The organism is Streptomyces kronopolitis (genome assembly GCF_050953795.1).
Taxonomy (GTDB): Bacteria; Actinomycetota; Actinomycetes; order Streptomycetales; family Streptomycetaceae; genus Streptomyces; species Streptomyces kronopolitis_A.
Map to the genome: position 1 here is coordinate 858,854 of NZ_CP191850.1, position 14,726 is coordinate 873,579.

14 protein-coding genes and 1 pseudogene are annotated in these 14,726 nt (G+C 74.3%); 9 read left to right on the top strand and 6 right to left on the bottom strand.

Features of this window, described 5'->3' with window-relative positions; genetic code table 11:
• Window positions 1–139 precede the first annotated feature (139 nt).
• Window positions 140–1,600, top strand: a complete 1,461-nt coding sequence (locus ACQP17_RS03405) for an acyl-CoA synthetase (RefSeq protein WP_433854867.1) — start codon at window positions 140–142, stop codon at window positions 1,598–1,600.
• 49 nt (window positions 1,601–1,649) lie between these two features.
• A complete protein-coding gene (locus ACQP17_RS03410) occupies window positions 1,650–3,125 on the top strand; it encodes a carboxyl transferase domain-containing protein (RefSeq protein ID WP_433859827.1) in 1,476 nt (491 codons plus the stop codon).
• Between the two features lie 30 nt (window positions 3,126–3,155).
• Here ACQP17_RS03410 and ACQP17_RS03415 read toward each other — a convergent pair whose 3' ends face one another.
• Window positions 3,156–4,064, bottom strand: coding sequence for a LysR family transcriptional regulator (locus ACQP17_RS03415; protein ID WP_433854868.1), 909 nt, complete (start codon window positions 4,062–4,064; stop codon window positions 3,156–3,158).
• A gap of 74 nt (window positions 4,065–4,138) precedes the next feature.
• Between ACQP17_RS03415 and ACQP17_RS03420 the strand changes: the two genes are divergently transcribed.
• Window positions 4,139–5,206 (top strand): DMT family transporter, encoded by a 1,068-nt coding sequence (locus ACQP17_RS03420; RefSeq protein WP_433854869.1) that lies wholly within the window; start codon window positions 4,139–4,141, stop codon window positions 5,204–5,206.
• A gap of 495 nt (window positions 5,207–5,701) precedes the next feature.
• Here ACQP17_RS03420 and ACQP17_RS03425 read toward each other — a convergent pair whose 3' ends face one another.
• Entirely contained in the window at window positions 5,702–7,033 is a 1,332-nt protein-coding gene (locus ACQP17_RS03425; RefSeq protein WP_433854870.1) for an aminotransferase class I/II-fold pyridoxal phosphate-dependent enzyme, read from the bottom strand.
• Between the two features lie 35 nt (window positions 7,034–7,068).
• Here ACQP17_RS03425 and ACQP17_RS03430 point away from each other — a divergent pair, with 35 nt between their 5' ends.
• Together ACQP17_RS03430 and ACQP17_RS03435 are read left to right on the top strand one after the other, a co-directional pair.
• Entirely contained in the window at window positions 7,069–7,734 is a 666-nt protein-coding gene (locus ACQP17_RS03430; RefSeq protein ID WP_433854871.1) for a pyridoxamine 5'-phosphate oxidase family protein, read from the top strand.
• Between the two features lie 9 nt (window positions 7,735–7,743).
• Window positions 7,744–8,406, top strand: a complete 663-nt coding sequence (locus ACQP17_RS03435; protein ID WP_433854872.1) for an FMN-binding negative transcriptional regulator — start codon at window positions 7,744–7,746, stop codon at window positions 8,404–8,406.
• Between the two features lie 78 nt (window positions 8,407–8,484).
• Here ACQP17_RS03435 and ACQP17_RS03440 read toward each other — a convergent pair whose 3' ends face one another.
• The 3 genes from ACQP17_RS03440 to ACQP17_RS03450 all read right to left on the bottom strand — a co-directional run bounded on the left by ACQP17_RS03440 (window position 8,485) and on the right by ACQP17_RS03450 (window position 11,384).
• Entirely contained in the window at window positions 8,485–9,468 is a 984-nt protein-coding gene (locus ACQP17_RS03440) for a DMT family transporter (RefSeq protein WP_433854873.1), read from the bottom strand.
• A 178-nt stretch (window positions 9,469–9,646) separates the two neighbouring features.
• Window positions 9,647–10,804, bottom strand: coding sequence for an EamA family transporter (locus ACQP17_RS03445; RefSeq protein WP_433854874.1), 1,158 nt, complete (start codon window positions 10,802–10,804; stop codon window positions 9,647–9,649).
• Between the two features lie 49 nt (window positions 10,805–10,853).
• On the bottom strand, window positions 10,854–11,384 hold the full coding sequence (locus ACQP17_RS03450) for a Clp protease N-terminal domain-containing protein (RefSeq protein ID WP_433854875.1): 531 nt from the start codon (window positions 11,382–11,384) through the stop codon (window positions 10,854–10,856).
• 294 nt (window positions 11,385–11,678) lie between these two features.
• Here ACQP17_RS03450 and ACQP17_RS03455 point away from each other — a divergent pair, with 294 nt between their 5' ends.
• Complete coding sequence (locus ACQP17_RS03455) at window positions 11,679–12,107, top strand: type II toxin-antitoxin system Rv0910 family toxin (RefSeq protein ID WP_433854876.1); 429 nt, start codon at window positions 11,679–11,681, stop codon at window positions 12,105–12,107.
• 65 nt (window positions 12,108–12,172) lie between these two features.
• On the opposite strand, the gene ACQP17_RS03460 is transcribed toward ACQP17_RS03455, so the two are convergent.
• Window positions 12,173–12,799: a PadR family transcriptional regulator gene (locus ACQP17_RS03460; protein ID WP_433854877.1), complete on the bottom strand. Its 627-nt coding sequence runs from the start codon at window positions 12,797–12,799 to the stop codon at window positions 12,173–12,175.
• Between the two features lie 153 nt (window positions 12,800–12,952).
• Here ACQP17_RS03460 and ACQP17_RS03465 point away from each other — a divergent pair.
• The 3 genes and pseudogenes from ACQP17_RS03465 to ACQP17_RS03475 all read left to right on the top strand — a co-directional run bounded on the left by ACQP17_RS03465 (window position 12,953) and on the right by ACQP17_RS03475 (window position 14,683).
• Window positions 12,953–13,515 (top strand): annotated as a pseudogene (locus tag ACQP17_RS03465) (SAM-dependent methyltransferase).
• Window positions 13,428–13,865, top strand: coding sequence for a hypothetical protein (locus tag ACQP17_RS03470; RefSeq protein ID WP_433854878.1), 438 nt, complete (start codon window positions 13,428–13,430; stop codon window positions 13,863–13,865). The pseudogene ACQP17_RS03465 and the gene ACQP17_RS03470 overlap by 88 nt, the downstream one beginning before the upstream one ends.
• A complete protein-coding gene (locus ACQP17_RS03475) occupies window positions 13,862–14,683 on the top strand; it encodes a PhzF family phenazine biosynthesis protein (protein ID WP_433854879.1) in 822 nt (273 codons plus the stop codon). Before ACQP17_RS03470 ends, ACQP17_RS03475 begins: the two co-directional genes overlap by 4 nt.
• Window positions 14,684–14,726 lie beyond the last annotated feature (43 nt).

The window sequence follows — 14,726 nt, forward strand, 5'->3', positions numbered from 1 at the left end:
TTGATCTCCTTCCGCAGATCGCATTGTCAGTGGTCTCTGCGAGAGTGGTGTCCGTCAGCCCGATCCGTGCCGGCAGGGGTGCGGAGGCGGGGCGGCCGGTCGTGACGGGCCGGGCGCCGACGAGGACGAAGGAGATCCGGTGAACGTGCTCTTCCCCGCGCTGCGCGATGCGTCGCCCGCCCCCGCGCTGCGGTTCGGCGACCGCGCGCTGAGCCATCAGCAGCTGGCGTCGGTGGCCGGCGCGCTCGCCGAACGGATCGCCGGCGAGACCCGTATCGCGCTGTGGGCGACGCCGACCCTGGAGACCTCGGTCGGTGCGGTGGCCGCGCTGCTCGCGGGGGTGGCCGCGGTACCGGTGAACCCGAAGATCGGGGAGAGCGAGCTGGCGCACATCGTGGCGGACAGCATGCCCTCGCTCGTGCTGGCCGAGCCGGGCGCCGATCTGCCGGGGCCGCTCGCCGCGCTCCCCCGTGTCGACATCGACGCCGCGGAGCCGCCCTCGGGAGCCGGCCCGGCCCTGCTGCCGGCCGAACCGGGCGACGAGGCACCGGCCTTGATCGTCTACACCTCCGGCACCACCGGTCCGCCCAAGGGCGTCGTCCTCCCCCGGCGCGCCCTCGCCCACACCCTGGACGCCCTGGAGGACGCCTGGCAGTGGACCGACGACGACGTCCTGGTCCACGCCCTGCCGCTGTTCCATGTCCACGGCCTGATCCTCGGCATCCTCGGACCGCTGCGCCGCGGCGGCAGCGTCCACCACCTGGGGCGCTTCAGCACCGAAGCGGTGGCCCGGGAGCTGTCCGCCGAGGGGACCATGCTGTTCGGCGTCCCGACGATGTACCACCGCCTGGCCGCCGAGGCCGGCCAGGATCCCGTGCTCGCCAAGGCGCTGGCCCGGGCCCGGCTGCTGGTCTCCGGCTCGGCCGCGCTGCCCCGGACCGATCATGAACGGATCACGGCCGCCTGCGGCCGGCGGGTGATCGAGCGCTACGGCATGACGGAGACGCTGATGAACACCAGCGTGCGGGCGGACGGCCCGGATGCCGTCGGCACCGTAGGGGTGCCCCTGCCGGGGGTCTACGTCCGCCTGGTCGACGAGGCGGGCCGGGCCATCGAGGCGGACGACGCGGAGACCGTCGGCGAGATCCAGGTCCGCGGCCCGAACCTCTTCGTCGAGTACCTCAACCGCCCCGATGCCACCGCCGCGGCCTTCGACGGCGGATGGTTCCGCACCGGCGACATGGCGACCCGTGACGCCGCCGGGAACTACCGCATCGTGGGCCGCAAGGCGACCGACCTGATCAAGAGCGGCGGCTACAAGATCGGTGCGGGGGAGATCGAGAACGCGCTCCTGACGCACCCCGGGGTCGCCGAGGCCGCCGTCACGGGCGCCCCGGACGAGGACCTCGGCGAGCGGATCGTCGCCTGGATCGTCCCGCGGACCGGGCCGGACGCGGGCCCGGCGCCCTCCGGCGAGGAGCTCGCCGAGCATGTCGCCCGTCAGCTGGCCCCGCACAAACGCCCCCGCACCGTGCACTTCCTGGACGCCCTGCCGCGCAACGACATGGGCAAGATCCTCAAGCGTGAGCTCCGTGGGTGACGAGGGGCGCGGCGAGGCCGCCGAGCGCGCCGGCCCGGCCACCGAGCCCATGCCCTGGACCCGACTGACGGCCCGGCAGGCCATCGCCGCGGTGTCGGAGGCGTACACGGAGCTGGCGGAGGAGCCGGTGGGCCCCGGCGTACCGGCCGAGGCAGCACTCGCGCCGGACGGCCCGCTCGGCTGGCGGGGCTACGACGACACGCGGGCCCGTGCCCATGCCCGGACCGGCGAGCACGAGTCGGTGGTCACCGCCCTGGCCACGATGGACGGCACCGAAGCGGTGGTGCTCTCCTTCGAGTTCCGGTATCTGGGCGGCTCCCTGGGCGAGCGCACCGGCGACCGTCTGGAAGCCGCCTACACCCTGGCGCGCGAGCGCGGGCTGCCCGTGGTCTCGCTGATCGCCACGGGCGGCAGCCGGATGCAGGAAGGGATGCGCGCCCTTACCCAACTCCAGCGGGTGGCGGCCCAGTCGGCGCGCAACCGCGCCGCGGGCCTACCGCAGATCGCCGTGCTGCGCGACCCGACGACCGGCGGCGGCTGGGCCACCCTGGGCGCGGCCGCCGATGTCATCCTCGCCCTCCCCGGGGCGCAGGTCGGCTTCGCGGGCTCCCGGGTACGCCCCGCGGGCGCCGATCCGTACGCCTACTCCTCCGAGGGACAGCTTGCCTCCGGGCACATCGACGCCGTGGTCCCGCCCGACCGGCTGCGCACCACGCTCCAGCACTGGCTGCACCTGCTGTGCGGGGCGGGCTCGGCGGGCAGGCCGGAGGATTCGGGCAGGCCGAACGGGTCCGACGGCTCAGGCAAGCCGAACGGGCCGGACGGATCAGCCGGGTCAGGCGGGTCCGGCGGGTCCGGCGAAGAAGCGGTGGTGCCGGCGCCCTTGCCGTACGCGCGTGGCGTTCCGGGGCTGCCGGAGACCGGCTGGGGCGCGGTGGCCCGCGCCCGCGAGCCCCGGCGGCCGCGTGCCGAGGCCTATCTGCGGGCCTACTTCGACGACCGGGAGGAGATCAGCGGCGACCGCTGCGGCGGCGTCGACCCCGGAATGCAGTGCGGGTTCGGCCGCCACGAGGGGCGCACGATCGCCTTCGCCGCGCAGTGCGGCACGGCCACCCGCCCGGCCGGATTCCGTACCGCCGCCCGCCTCATCCGGCTCGCCGACCGCCTGGGCATACCGGTCCTGACCCTCGTCGACACCCCGGGTGCCGCCAATGACGCGGCGGCCGAGCGCGCCGGGGCCGGGGCCGCCATCGCCGACTCCTTCGCCGCGCTGGCCACCGCCCGGGTGCCCGTCACGTCCCTGCTCATCGGGGAGGGCGGTTCGGGCGGCGCACTCGCCCTGGCCGCACCGGACCGGCTCTGGGCCACCCCGGACAGCTACTTCTCCGTGATCGCCCCGGAGCTGGCCGCGGCCATCCTCAAACGCGACCCGGCGCAGATCCATGAGACCGCCGACCAACTCCGCATCCGCCCACAGGATTTGCTCGACCTCGGCGTCATCCGCGGTATCGCCTCACCGGCCTGAAACCGCCGCGCCGGGCGCTGCGGCCCCGCCTCAGCAGCCTCCCACCTTCTTGCCGGCCAGCTGGAGCGCCGCCACGGCGGCCCGGATCGACGGCCTGCGGTCGGCATCCGCGCGCCAGATGGCATAGACGTGGCGGCGCATCGTATGGCGTACGGGCACCACGCTCACCCCCTCCGGCACCGGCCCGCGGCCGAGCCGCGGAGCCACCGCGACCCCCAGCCCGGACGCGATCAGCGCGAGCTGGGTGTGATGCTCCTCGGCCATGTGCGCGATGCGCGGCTCCACCCCCTTGCTGCGTAGCGTGAACATCAGCCAGTCGTGGCAGAACTCCCCCTGCGGCCAGGAGATCCACTCATCGTCCGCGAAGTCCTCCAGATCCACGGACCGCCGCCCGGCCAGCGGATGGGTGGACGGCATCGCCACATCTGCCGGATCGTCCAGCAGCGGCGCCTTGGCCAGCCCCTCGGGCAGCGACAGCGGCCGGTTGTACCAGTCCAGGACGACCGCCAGATCGAGATCGCCGCGCACCACCCCGCGTACCGATTCGTCCGGCTCCCGCTCCGTCAGCCGCGCACGCAGCTGGGGATGCTCGGCGGCGAGCGTGACGAGCGCGGCCGGGAAGACTCCCCGTGCCGCGGTGGGGAAGGCCCCCAGCCGCAGCTCGCCCACCGCTTGGCCGCGGTGCGCCTCCAACTCGGCCTGCGCCAGCTCGACCTGGGACAGGATGCGCGTGGCATGGTCGGCGAGCAGCCGTCCGGCGTCGGTCAGCCGCACCCCGCGTCCGTTCTTCGCCAGCAGCGGCTGACCGGTCTCCCGCTCCAGCTTGGCGATCTGCTGCGAGACGGCCGAGGTCGTCACATGGAGCCCGTCGGCGGCCGCACTCACCGAGCCATGGCGGGCGACCGCACTCAGTGTCCGCAGGCGATCAAGGTTCAACATATAAGCAATGCTAAGCGATACCGGGCAAGAATTCTCGCTTGTGCTACGAAGTTGCACCCCCGATCGTGGACACCATGAGCACCACTCCCGGCACACCCACCGCCTCCGCCACCCCTTCCACCACCCTGTCCGGGCCCGCCGGGCCCACCGCCGACGGCAAGCCCACAGCGACTCCGGCCGCGGCACCCGTCGCCACCGGTTCCGGGCCGGCCGCGAACCCCGCCCGCCGGGCCGCCGGCTGGCCGGTCCGCTTCGCGGTTCTCTCGCTGATCTGGGGCTTCAGCTTCCTCTTCATCAAGGTGGGCACCCAGAGCTTCGCTCCCCTGCAAGTCACCCTGGGTCGAGTGGTGTTCGGCGCACTGGTGCTGCTGGCCATGCTCGCGGTCAAGCGTGAGCGGCTCCCCCGCTCCGGGCGCACCTGGGGCCATCTCGCCGCCGCCGCACTCTTCCTGAACGTGCTGCCGTTCTCCCTCTTCGCGTACTCCGAACTGACCATTCCCTCGACGCTGGCCGGGATCTGCAACGCCACTTCTCCCCTCTGGGGCATGGCGCTGTCGGTGGTCGCGCTCTCCGAGGACCGGCCCACCCGGCGCCGGGTCGCGGGGCTGGGCATCGGATTCCTGGGCGTGCTCACCGTGCTCGGCGCCTGGCAGGGCTTCACCGGCACGGATCTGACGGGCACCGCGATGGCCCTGGGCGCCTCACTCTGCTACCCCATCGGCTGGATCTACGTCCGCCGCACCCTGGCGGGCAGCGGACAGTCCCACCTGGCGATGTCCAGCGCCCAGCTGCTGCTGGCGGGCGCCCAACTCGCCGTGCTGACCCCCCTGTTCACGACCGCGCCGACGAGCTTCCCCCTCCTGCCGATGCTCGCCGTCTTCGCGCTCGGCGCACTGGGCACCGGCCTGGCCTTCCTCCTCCAGTACGGGCTGGTCGACGAGGTCGGCCCCACCACCGCGCAGATGGTCACCTACTTCGTCCCCGTGATCGCCACCGCGGCCGGCGTACTGCTCCTGCATGAGCAGCTGAGCTGGAACACCCCGGTCGGCGCCCTCATCGTGCTGGCCGGCGCCGCCCTCACCCAGAGCAGGCCCCGCACCCGCCGCTCACCGTCCGCGCGGCCCCGCCCCACGGCCGGCTGACCTCGCCCGCCGCCCCGCCCGGACGCGCTGCACCTGCACCTCGGCCGCCGGAAGTACGCGGCCGACGTGAGCACCCGACGGGCGGCGGGTCGCCACCGAGGGCACCGACGGCGCCGCCCGCACCGCCCGCCACGGCGCAGGAGGGGAGGCAGCCGGGCGCCGGGGCGCAAGGGGGAGGTATCCCGGCGCCGGGACGCAGGGCCAGGGCGTCGGGCAGAAGAACGCAGGGTCGAGGAGCCGGACGCTGCCCGGGCACCGCCCGGGGAGAGCGGCACCCACCCCGGACGCCCCAGGCTCACCACACCCGCCCCCTCCGCACACTCCTCCCGCAAACCCAGCCGCCCACCGCAACAGGACCCACCCGGCACAACCCCTGGCCGCCCCAACCCAGCCCCTCACCGAGGTGTCCACCGACGCCGACACAGAGCCCCACCACCACAGCGGACGCTCCCGCCGCCCCCGACCGGCACCTTCCCGCCCCCACCCCCTCCCCCGTCATTCGTACCGTCGCGCCTCCCCCGGCCCCGTCGCCGCGGCCACGGCGTCCGCCATGGGAACGATGTCGTCGTCGGAGAGGCAGGAGACGGTGATGCGGATGCCGGGCGGGGAGTGCAGCCGGAAGCGCGCCCCGGGTGCCACCGCCCAGCCGGCGTGCAGGAGGCGGGCGACCGCGCCGGTCTCGTCCGGGACCTGTACCCAGACGTTCATCCCGCTGCGGCCCCGTGCGCGGACTCCGCGCTCCGCCAGCTCCCGTATCAGGGCCTCCCGCCGCCGGTCGTACGCACCGGCCACCGCAGCCGGATCGATCGCGGACGTCCGCCACAGGTGGGTGACCGTGTCCTGGAGGAGGTGACTGATCCAGCCGGGACCGAGGCGCTGCCGGCCGGCCACCCGGTCGACGGTCAGGGCGTCCCCGGTGAGCACCGCCAGGCGGAGGTCCGGGCCGTACGCCTTCGCCGTCGACCGGACCAGGGCCCAGTGGTCGGTGACGCCGGAGAGCGGACGGAGCGGGAGGTCGACGATGCCGTGACCGTGGTCGTCCTCGATGAGGAGGACGCCGGGGTGCCCGGCCAGGAGGGCGCGGAGTTCGGCGGCGCGGGCCCGGCTGACGGCTGCTCCCGTGGGGTTCTGCGCCCGGTCGGTGACGATGGCCGCGCGGGCACCCTCCTGGAGGGCGCGCGTCAACTCCCCGGGCAGCGGCCCCTCGTCGTCCACCCCGACCGGCGCGGGACGCAGCCCGAGCGCCGGGATGAGATCCAGCAGGCTGCCCCATCCTGGATCCTCCACCGCCACCGTGTCACCGGGCCGCAGATGGGCGGCGAGCACCCGCTCGATGGCGTCGAGCGAGCCGCTGGTGAGGGTGACCGGCCCCGCCGGCACTCCGTCCGCGGCGAAGGCCGCGCGGGCCAGCGCCGCCAGCTCCTCGTCCACGGCCGGTGTGCCGTAGAGCGCGGGACGCCGCGCGCTGTGGGCGGCGGCCTCGGCCAGGGCCCGCTCCAGCGGGGGCAGCAGGGCGGGGTCGGGGTTCCCGTCGGAGGCGTCCCGGACCCCCGGTGGCACCTCCACCCGCAGGGTCTCCCGCGGGGCACTCGCGGGCCGGGGGCGCACCCGGCTGCCGCGGCGGCCGGCGGTTTCGATCACTCCCCGGTCACGGAGCGTGCGGTACGCGGATGCGACCGTATTGGGATTCACCTCCAAGTAGACCGCCAACTCCCTGAGCGGGGGCAGGACTTCGCCCGGCTGGAGCTCGCCCGCACCGACGGCTCGCTCGACACTGGCGGCAATCTCCGATGCGCGCCGCCCTTCGATCCGATACTCTCCTAGCACAAACACGATTATGCACTAGTGCAATGGAGTTGGCAATGTCCGGAGCCGCGTCGTACGAACCGACCGAGCGCACGACCCCCACCCGCGCCCGCGAACGCGCCGCCTACGGCCACGAGACGGTGCACGCGATCCTCGACGCCGGCTACGTCTGCCATCTCGGCTACATCCGCGACGGCTCCCCGGTCGTCCTGCCGACGCTCTACGGCAGGGTCGGCGACCGCCTCTATCTGCACGGCTCGACGGGATCCCGCCCGCTGCGGATGGCCGGCGCGACGCCGGACCCCGGCCTCGCGGTCTGCGTCACGGTCACGCACGTCGACGGTCTGGTCCTGGCCCGGTCCGCCTTCCACCACTCCCTCAACTACCGCTCCGTCGTCGTGCACGGCACCGCGTATGAGGTCACGGACCCGCAGGAGAAGACGTCCGCGCTGGACGCGCTCGTCGATCATGTGGTGCCGGGGCGCGCCGCGGACTCCCGGCCGGGGAACGCCAAGGAGCTCGCCGCCACCTCCGTGATCCGCCTCGACCTGCGCGACGTCTCCGCCAAGATCCGCACGGGCGGCCCGAACGACGACCCGGAGGATCTCGCCCTGCCGTATTGGAGCGGCGTCCTGCCCGTGGCACCGGTGTACGGCACCCCCATACCGTCCGACGACCTCGCGCCCGGCATTCCCGAGCCGGCGTATCTGGCCGCGCGCTGAGGAGCCACCGTGCTGATCCACCCCTGGGACGCCCCCACGGACGATGCCGAGTGGCAGCGCTGGCTCGCCACCCACGACTTCGGCCAGCTCGCCGCCAACGGGCCGCCCGGCGAGCCGCCGCTCCTCCAGCCGCTGCACTTCGCCTACGACCCGGCCCGCCGCGAGGCCGTCACCCACCTCGCCCGCCCCCACCCCTTGTGGAGCGCGCTGGAACAGCGGCCCGCGGTGGTGCTGAGCGTGGTGGACGACTACACCTTCATCCCCGGCCCCTGGCAGGCGGCCGAGGACCAGCCGCCCGAGCACGGCGTCCCCACCAGCTTCTACGCCGCGGTCCAGCTGATCTGCACCGCCCACATCGTGGACGATCCCGAGGAGAAGGCGGCACTGCTGCGACGGCAGACGGGCCACTTCCAGCCGGGCGGCGGCTCGGCCCCGGTGGTCGCGGGCGAAGCCCCGTACGGGCGGCTGCTGTCCGGCATCCGCGGCCTGCGCCTCGAGGTGCGGGACGTCCGCGCCAAGTTCAAGTACGGGGGCAAGCGGAGCGAAGCCGTCCAGCAGCGCATCTCGGCGCGCCTCTCCGAACGGGACGGCCCCCGGGACGCCGCGGCCCGCGCCCACCAGCAGCGCCGCCTGGCGACGCCCGAGAGGCCCACGGGAGCACAAGGGACCTGAACGACGCACCGGGCCGGGCGCCCGGACTCCACCCGGCCCCGGGGACGCCCGGCCCGGCAGCGCGGACCGGGCGCCTCCTCAGCCGGCCGCCGGCCTCCCGGACCGTGCGGCCGCCATCGCCCCGCGTGCCTCCGCCACCGCCAGCGCGGCGACGGCCGTCAGCAGCACCCCGGTTCCGGCCGCCGTCGCCGTCGTCAGCCGCTCCCCCAGGAACGCCACCGCGAGGACCGCCGCCGAGACCGGCTCGATCAGGGAGAGCACGGACGCGGTCGCGGCGCGGACGGCCGCCAGCCCCGCGAAGTACAGCCCGTAGGCCAGCGCCGTCGGCACCGCCGCGATATAGCCCAGCAGCAGGAGACTGCGGCCCAGCTCGTGTGCCTGCGGCCACAGCCCCTCCGCCGCCGCGAACGGCAGCAGACACAGCGCAGCGACCGCGAAGGCACCGACTGTCGAGGCGAACGGATCGCCGCTCCCGGCCCTGCCCAGCCGCCGGGTGGCCAGCGTCATCGCGGCGCACCCGGCCGCCGACAGCAGCGCCCAGCCGACACCGGCGGGACGCACGGTCGTCCCGCCCTCGCCGCCGAGCACGAGGATGGTGAGCCCGGCCAGCGCGCCGACGACCGCCAGGACCCCGCCGAGTCCGAGCCGTTCGCCCATCGTCAGGCGCGCCCCGACGGCGATGAGGACGGGGCCCGCGCCCATGGTGACGACGGTGCCCACGGCCAGTCCGGTGGCCTCGACCGCGGCGAAGTAGGCGGCCTGGAAGACGGCGAGGGCGACTCCGGTCACCACGACCCGGGTCAGACGCCGGCGCAGCGGCTCGTGGGGAGCCGGTGCGGTGGACGCGCCGGCCGGGCCGGAGCGGCGGCGCAGTGCCCGGACGGCGAGCAGGAGGAGCAGCCCGCCGAAGGTGCGCCAGAAGGTGAGGGCGACGGGGCCCAGTCCGCTGCCCCGGTAGAGGAGGGCGGCCGCGGCACCGGCGGTGCCCCAGGCGGTCGCGGCGAGTGTCACGTACAACAGCCCCCGGCCCACGGGCAGGGCGGAGGGAACAGTGGCATGCATGAGAGTGGTGCTCCGGGAGATCCAGGACGGCGCCGAGCGCCGTGGAGTGGTCGCGTGGTCCCGTGTGCGGGCAGCGACGACCGGCTCGGGAACCTGCCCGAACCGGGATTTCCTCGGAGGCCGCCGCCCGCGTTACGCGGCGGGAGGGGGCAACACAGTCGAATGCATGATCGACACCCTACGTCGCCCGGGATCCGGCCGACAAGTCCTCCCCAAAGCCACTGCCGGGCGCCGCGGCGGTCGGCAGTACCGGCGGCACGGCATCATCCGAAGCGCCGGCACCCTCCCCCGCCCCGGCCACCCGTACCGTCCCGCTCGTTCGCGACTTGGCCGACTGCGCGATGAAGGCGCCGGTCAGCACCACCAGTCCGCCCACCAACTGCGGTGCGGAGAGATGCTCGCCGAGCAGGAACCAGGCCAGGACGGTCGCGATGACCGCCTCCAGGCAGGCGACCACCCCGGCCACCTGGGGCGAGAGCCGGCGGATCGACACCACGCCGGTGAGATAGGCGGCCACCGTCGCCACCAGCACGATCCAGGCGAGCAGCAGCGCGGCGGGCACCCGGGTTCCGTTCATGTCCGCCCCGCCGCCGAGCAGGTGCCAGTCCGTGCCCCAGGGGCGGGCGATCGCGGTGAGAATGACCGTGCCGACCAGCAGGCCGTAGGCGGTCACACCCAGCGGGTCGGCCGCGTCGTCGCCGTCGGTGCCGTGGTCGGAGAGCACGAAGTAGCCGACCTGACAGCAGGCCGCGCCGAGTGCGAGGGCCAGGCCGATGGCATCGAAGCTCAGCCCCGACCAGATCTCGACCACGCACGCCAGCCCGCCGACGGCCAGCACCACACCGACCGCCGCGGCCCGGGTCACCGGCCGCTTCTGGACGAACCGGACCCAGCCCAGCACCAGCGCGGGGGCCAGGTATTCGACGAGGAGGGCGACCCCTACGGGGATGCGGGACAGCGCGGCGAAGTAGCAGGCCTGCACACCGGCGACTGCGAGCAGCCCGAAGCCCGCGAGCAGGGCGGGCCGGCGGCGCGGCAGTTCGCGGTGGCGCCAGGCGATCGGCAGCATGACCAGCGCCGCGCCGGCCACCCGCAGCCAGGTCACCTGCAAGGGTTCCAGTCCGGCGGAGATCAGGGGTTTGGCGGCGACGCCCGAACCGCCGAAGGCGAGGGCGGACACCAGCGCGGTGCCCAGGCCGGCACCGCGCCTACCGGCCGTGCCACCGCGGCCGCCCGGCCCGGAGGCGGACGACGGCCGCCCGGCCTTCCGGGACGCCGAGGCGGTCCGGCCGTGCCCGGTCGGGGGACCGGTCGGGCTCTCCGAGGAGTCGTGCATCGGGTCATCATGACAGCCCAGGTCAGGAGCGCCACCCCCGAGACGCCTGTCATTCCTGGCCGGGGGTCTCCCCGTCCAGCCGGGCGGCCAGCCGGCCGGTGTCGACACCGGCCCGGTGCAGCACCTCGACGGCCCGGGATTCGGGGTCGTCGACCAGTGCCGCGAGCAGATCGAGGCAGCCCGCACGGGTGGCATAGCGCGCGTGCGCCCGGTCCAGGGCGCCGTCCATGGCGGCGGCCGCGGCCGGTGACCAGCCGGGGACGCCGCCCTCCGCGACGGTGGGGACGGCGCCGGAGTCCTCGACGGCACCGAGCCATTGGAGGCCGTAGCCGATGCTGCGCTGGACGAGATAGCCGAGCAGCCGGGCGACCTGCGGTCCGCCGTCGAAGGCCGCACGCACGGCGGGGTCCGATTCCAGGAGGCCGTGCAGCAGATGTGCGGTGTCGACCTGCCGGTCGCCGTCGCGGGAGGCCCGCCTGCGGGCAGCGGAGACGACCGAGGCGAGCTCCACGGTGAGCCGGTCGCCGGGGTCCTCCGGGGTGGAGCCGTCGCCGGCGCTGTACGCAGTACGGTTTTGCACAACACCCATGCCACCAGCCACCGGGCGCCGGAACATCACCGGCGGGAAGCATGTCCGCATCCCACGCTGGTTGGGCGCGCCCGCGCCCGGCCTCATCCTCACGGAGGAGACGGGCGGAAAAGGTAAAGGTGGGACACGACGGACAGAGCGCGCCCCCGGCCTGCCGTCTCCCGGCGCCCGGACAGCCCACCTGACGGAATGTCAGGCTTCCGCCGCCGCCGCTATTGAACCTTCACCCCCACCCCACTACCTTCCGCGGCAGCAGCCAGGGACCGTCACCGAAGGGGTGAGCGCATGGCCGAAGTCACCGCACAGGCCCGCATCGAAGCGCCGGCCGACACGGTCTGGGACCGGCTCACCGACTTCGACGCGTACGGGGAGTGGAACGCCACCCACACGTCCTTCCCCCGGGGCGGCCCCGCCTCGCTCGAGGTCGGCGCGGGCTACGAGGAGCACATGAAGCTGATGGGCTTCCCCGCGGAAGTCACCTGGACCGTGCGGGAGCTGGAGCCGGGGCGGCTGCTGGGCATCGAGGGCAAGGGCCCGATGGGCGTCACCCTCACGATGCGCTACGCCCTCACCCCGGACGGCACGGCGACGGACATGCGGATCGACGGGACGTTCACCGGCGCCGCGGTCTCGCTGATGGCCGGCAAGCTCAAGGACTCGGCGGGCGCCGCGCTGCACGCATCGCTGCGCGGACTCGCCGCCCTGGTGACCTGAGCCTTCGGGGGCAAAGGATTCCCCCCTGCCCCCGAAGGCCGCCCACCAGGCCTTTCATCGCGCACTCAGTCCTCTTCGGCGAGGATCAGATACAGCTCCTTGCGCGCCTTGTTGACCACCGCCATGGCTTTCTCCCGCTGTTCGGGACTGCCGGTGGCCCACACCTGCCGGAACGCCTCGACCAGGCCGCCGCCCGCCTTGCGGATCTCGTTCATCGCCTCCCAGTCGACGCCGCGGCCGGCCTCCTCCCAGGGGGCGTCCGAGCCGCTGTCGGCCTCGGTGCGCCCGGCGTCAGTGAGCGAGAACAGCTTCTTGCCGCCCTCACTGGCGCTGGCGATCAACCCCTCGTCCTCCAGGAGCTGCAGGGTCGGATAGACCGAGCCGGGGCTGGGCTTCCACGCCCCACCGCTGCGCTCGGCGATCTCCTGGATCATTTCGTAGCCGTGCATCGGCCGGTCCTTGAGCAACGCCAGGATCGAGGCGCGCACATCGCCGCGCCGCGCCCGGCCGCGCGGTCCGCCACGCCCCCGGCCGCCGCCGAAGGGCGGACCCCCGAAGGGCGGCCCGAACGGGCCGAAGGCGGAGCGCCGCCGCTCCCAGCCGCCCGGGGCCTCGCCGTGGCCGCCGCGCCGGCCGGGTCCACAGTGCTCGTGCCGACGCTCATGTCCGTGTTCATGCCCTTGGGAACGCATGATGACGTCCTCCCTTTCAGTATCTTTGATCGGTCGCGATGCCTCAACGATATATCGGGACTGTTCGTCGAAGCAAGTCTTTGAGGGAACCCGGTGGGGGCGCCCTGGGCTGGCGCGGTGACCGATGAACAGGAGCCGGTGCAGCCGTCGGGAGTGTGGGCCACGGCGATGGGGGTGGCCCGGGTGCGGGCGCTGGAGACCGAGCGGGCGAACGCCCTGTTCCGCGACCCGCCGGCACAGGCCTTCGCCACCGCCGGCGGCCGGTGGCCCGACTCGCCGCCGCTGCCCGATGACGAGGCCGCGCGCCGCCGCCGGCGGGCCGTGTCGTTCTCCATCGTCATCAGGACTGGCCCGAGAGCACCCGGCTGTTCGAGGTCGACACCGCCGCGCCACTGGAGTTCAAGGCTTCGGTGCTGCGCCAGGAGCGGGCCGTCCCGCGCTGCGAGCGGATCACCGTCGCGGTGGATCTGCGTGCGGACTGGCCGGAGGCGCTGGCCGCCGCAGGGCACGACCCGGCGGCGCCGACCATGTGGATCGCCGAAGGACTGCTGATCCATCTGCCCGAGGACGCGGTGGAACTCCTGCCGGCCGGGCACGGCTGGGAAGCCGACAGCCACACGCTGCGCGAGTGCGCCGCCGCCTACGACCGCCCGCTCAACACCCCTCCACAGCGCGAGGAGCGGCCCGGCGGACTGATCTCGGCGGTCCGCCGGTAGAGCACCGCCAGGCGGTCAACTTCCGTGGGGGTGGGGCTCCCCTGGACTCCGGAGACGTGGGGTACAGCCGGGGTGCCTCGCTGAACCTGCACGAGCCCGGCGCCGTGCGTGCCCTGCTCGACGCGGCGTCGGCCCGCGGGTGGCAGCCGGAGGTGCGCCGGGTGGTGACGATCGACGGCTGGTCCCTGCTGGAGTCGGCAGCCGCCGCGCGGGCCGGGAGCGACTTCCCGGGCCGACGGATCAGCCGCGCTGACCGCGTGGGGCCTCGAACGGCTCCCCCGGCCCCGTCCAGTTCTCCCGAATTGGCCTTGGCCTGCGGCTTCGCGGCGCCTCTACGCTCGCGGGCATGAGGATTCGTATCGTCGACGCCTTCAGCACGCGTCCGTTCACCGGCAACCCCGCGGGAGTCGTGCTCCTCGACTCCGGTGCCTTCCCCGACACCGCCTGGCTGCAGCAGGTCGCCGCCGAGGTCAATCTCTCCGAGACCGCCTTCGCCCACCCGCTGCCCCCGGGGGGCGACGCCGACTGGGCGCTGCGCTGGCTCACCCCCGCCGCCGAGGTGAACATGTGCGGACACGCCACGCTGGCCACCGCGCATGTCCTGCACACCACCGGTACGGCCACCGGCACGGTCCGCTTCCACACCCGCAGCGGGGTGCTGACCACCACGGCCGCCCCCGACGGGGCGATCACCATGGACTTCCCGACGGCTCCGCTCACCCCCGTCGAGGTACCGCCGGTCGTCGCGCAGGCGCTGGGCTGCGAGATCCGCTCCGCGCACGACACCGGAGGCGACGTCGGGGACCTGCTGGTCGAACTCGCCGACGAGAAGACCGTCCGCGCGCTGTCGCCCGACCTCCGGGCGCTGGCCGGGCACGGCGGCCGCGGCGTGATCGCCACGGCGCGCGCCGAAGACCCCGCCGCCGGCCACGACTTCGTCTCGCGCTGCTTCTTCCCGGCGGTGGGCATCGACGAGGACCCGGTCACCGGCAGCGCGCACACCGCGCTCGCGCCGTTCTGGTCGGCGCGCCTGGGCCGGGCCGCGCTGGTCGGTCTCCAGGGCGCCGCCCGTAGTGGCCACGTACGGACCGAGCTGCGCGGCGACCGGACGCTGCTGACCGGCTCGGCGGTCACCGTCATCGACGGCGAGCTGCTCGCCACCGCCTGAGCGGAGGCACACCGGAGGTGCGGGAGGCGCGGCGGGCACATCT

Bases quoted from the DNA above. Each gene is read 5' to 3' on its own strand.
- ACQP17_RS03410 (WP_433859827.1), top strand. From the start codon at position 1,650: ATGCCCTGGACCCGACTGACGGCCCGGCAGGCCATCGCCGCGGTGTCG.
- ACQP17_RS03415 (WP_433854868.1), bottom strand. From the start codon at position 4,064: ATGTTGAACCTTGATCGCCTGCGGACACTGAGTGCGGTCGCCCGCCAT.
- ACQP17_RS03420 (WP_433854869.1), top strand. From the start codon at position 4,139: ATGAGCACCACTCCCGGCACACCCACCGCCTCCGCCACCCCTTCCACC.
- ACQP17_RS03430 (WP_433854871.1), top strand. From the start codon at position 7,069: ATGTCCGGAGCCGCGTCGTACGAACCGACCGAGCGCACGACCCCCACC.
- ACQP17_RS03440 (WP_433854873.1), bottom strand. From the start codon at position 9,468: ATGCATGCCACTGTTCCCTCCGCCCTGCCCGTGGGCCGGGGGCTGTTG.
- ACQP17_RS03445 (WP_433854874.1), bottom strand. From the start codon at position 10,804: ATGCACGACTCCTCGGAGAGCCCGACCGGTCCCCCGACCGGGCACGGC.
- ACQP17_RS03455 (WP_433854876.1), top strand. From the start codon at position 11,679: ATGGCCGAAGTCACCGCACAGGCCCGCATCGAAGCGCCGGCCGACACG.
- ACQP17_RS03460 (WP_433854877.1), bottom strand. From the start codon at position 12,799: ATGCGTTCCCAAGGGCATGAACACGGACATGAGCGTCGGCACGAGCAC.
- ACQP17_RS03475 (WP_433854879.1), top strand. From the start codon at position 13,862: ATGAGGATTCGTATCGTCGACGCCTTCAGCACGCGTCCGTTCACCGGC.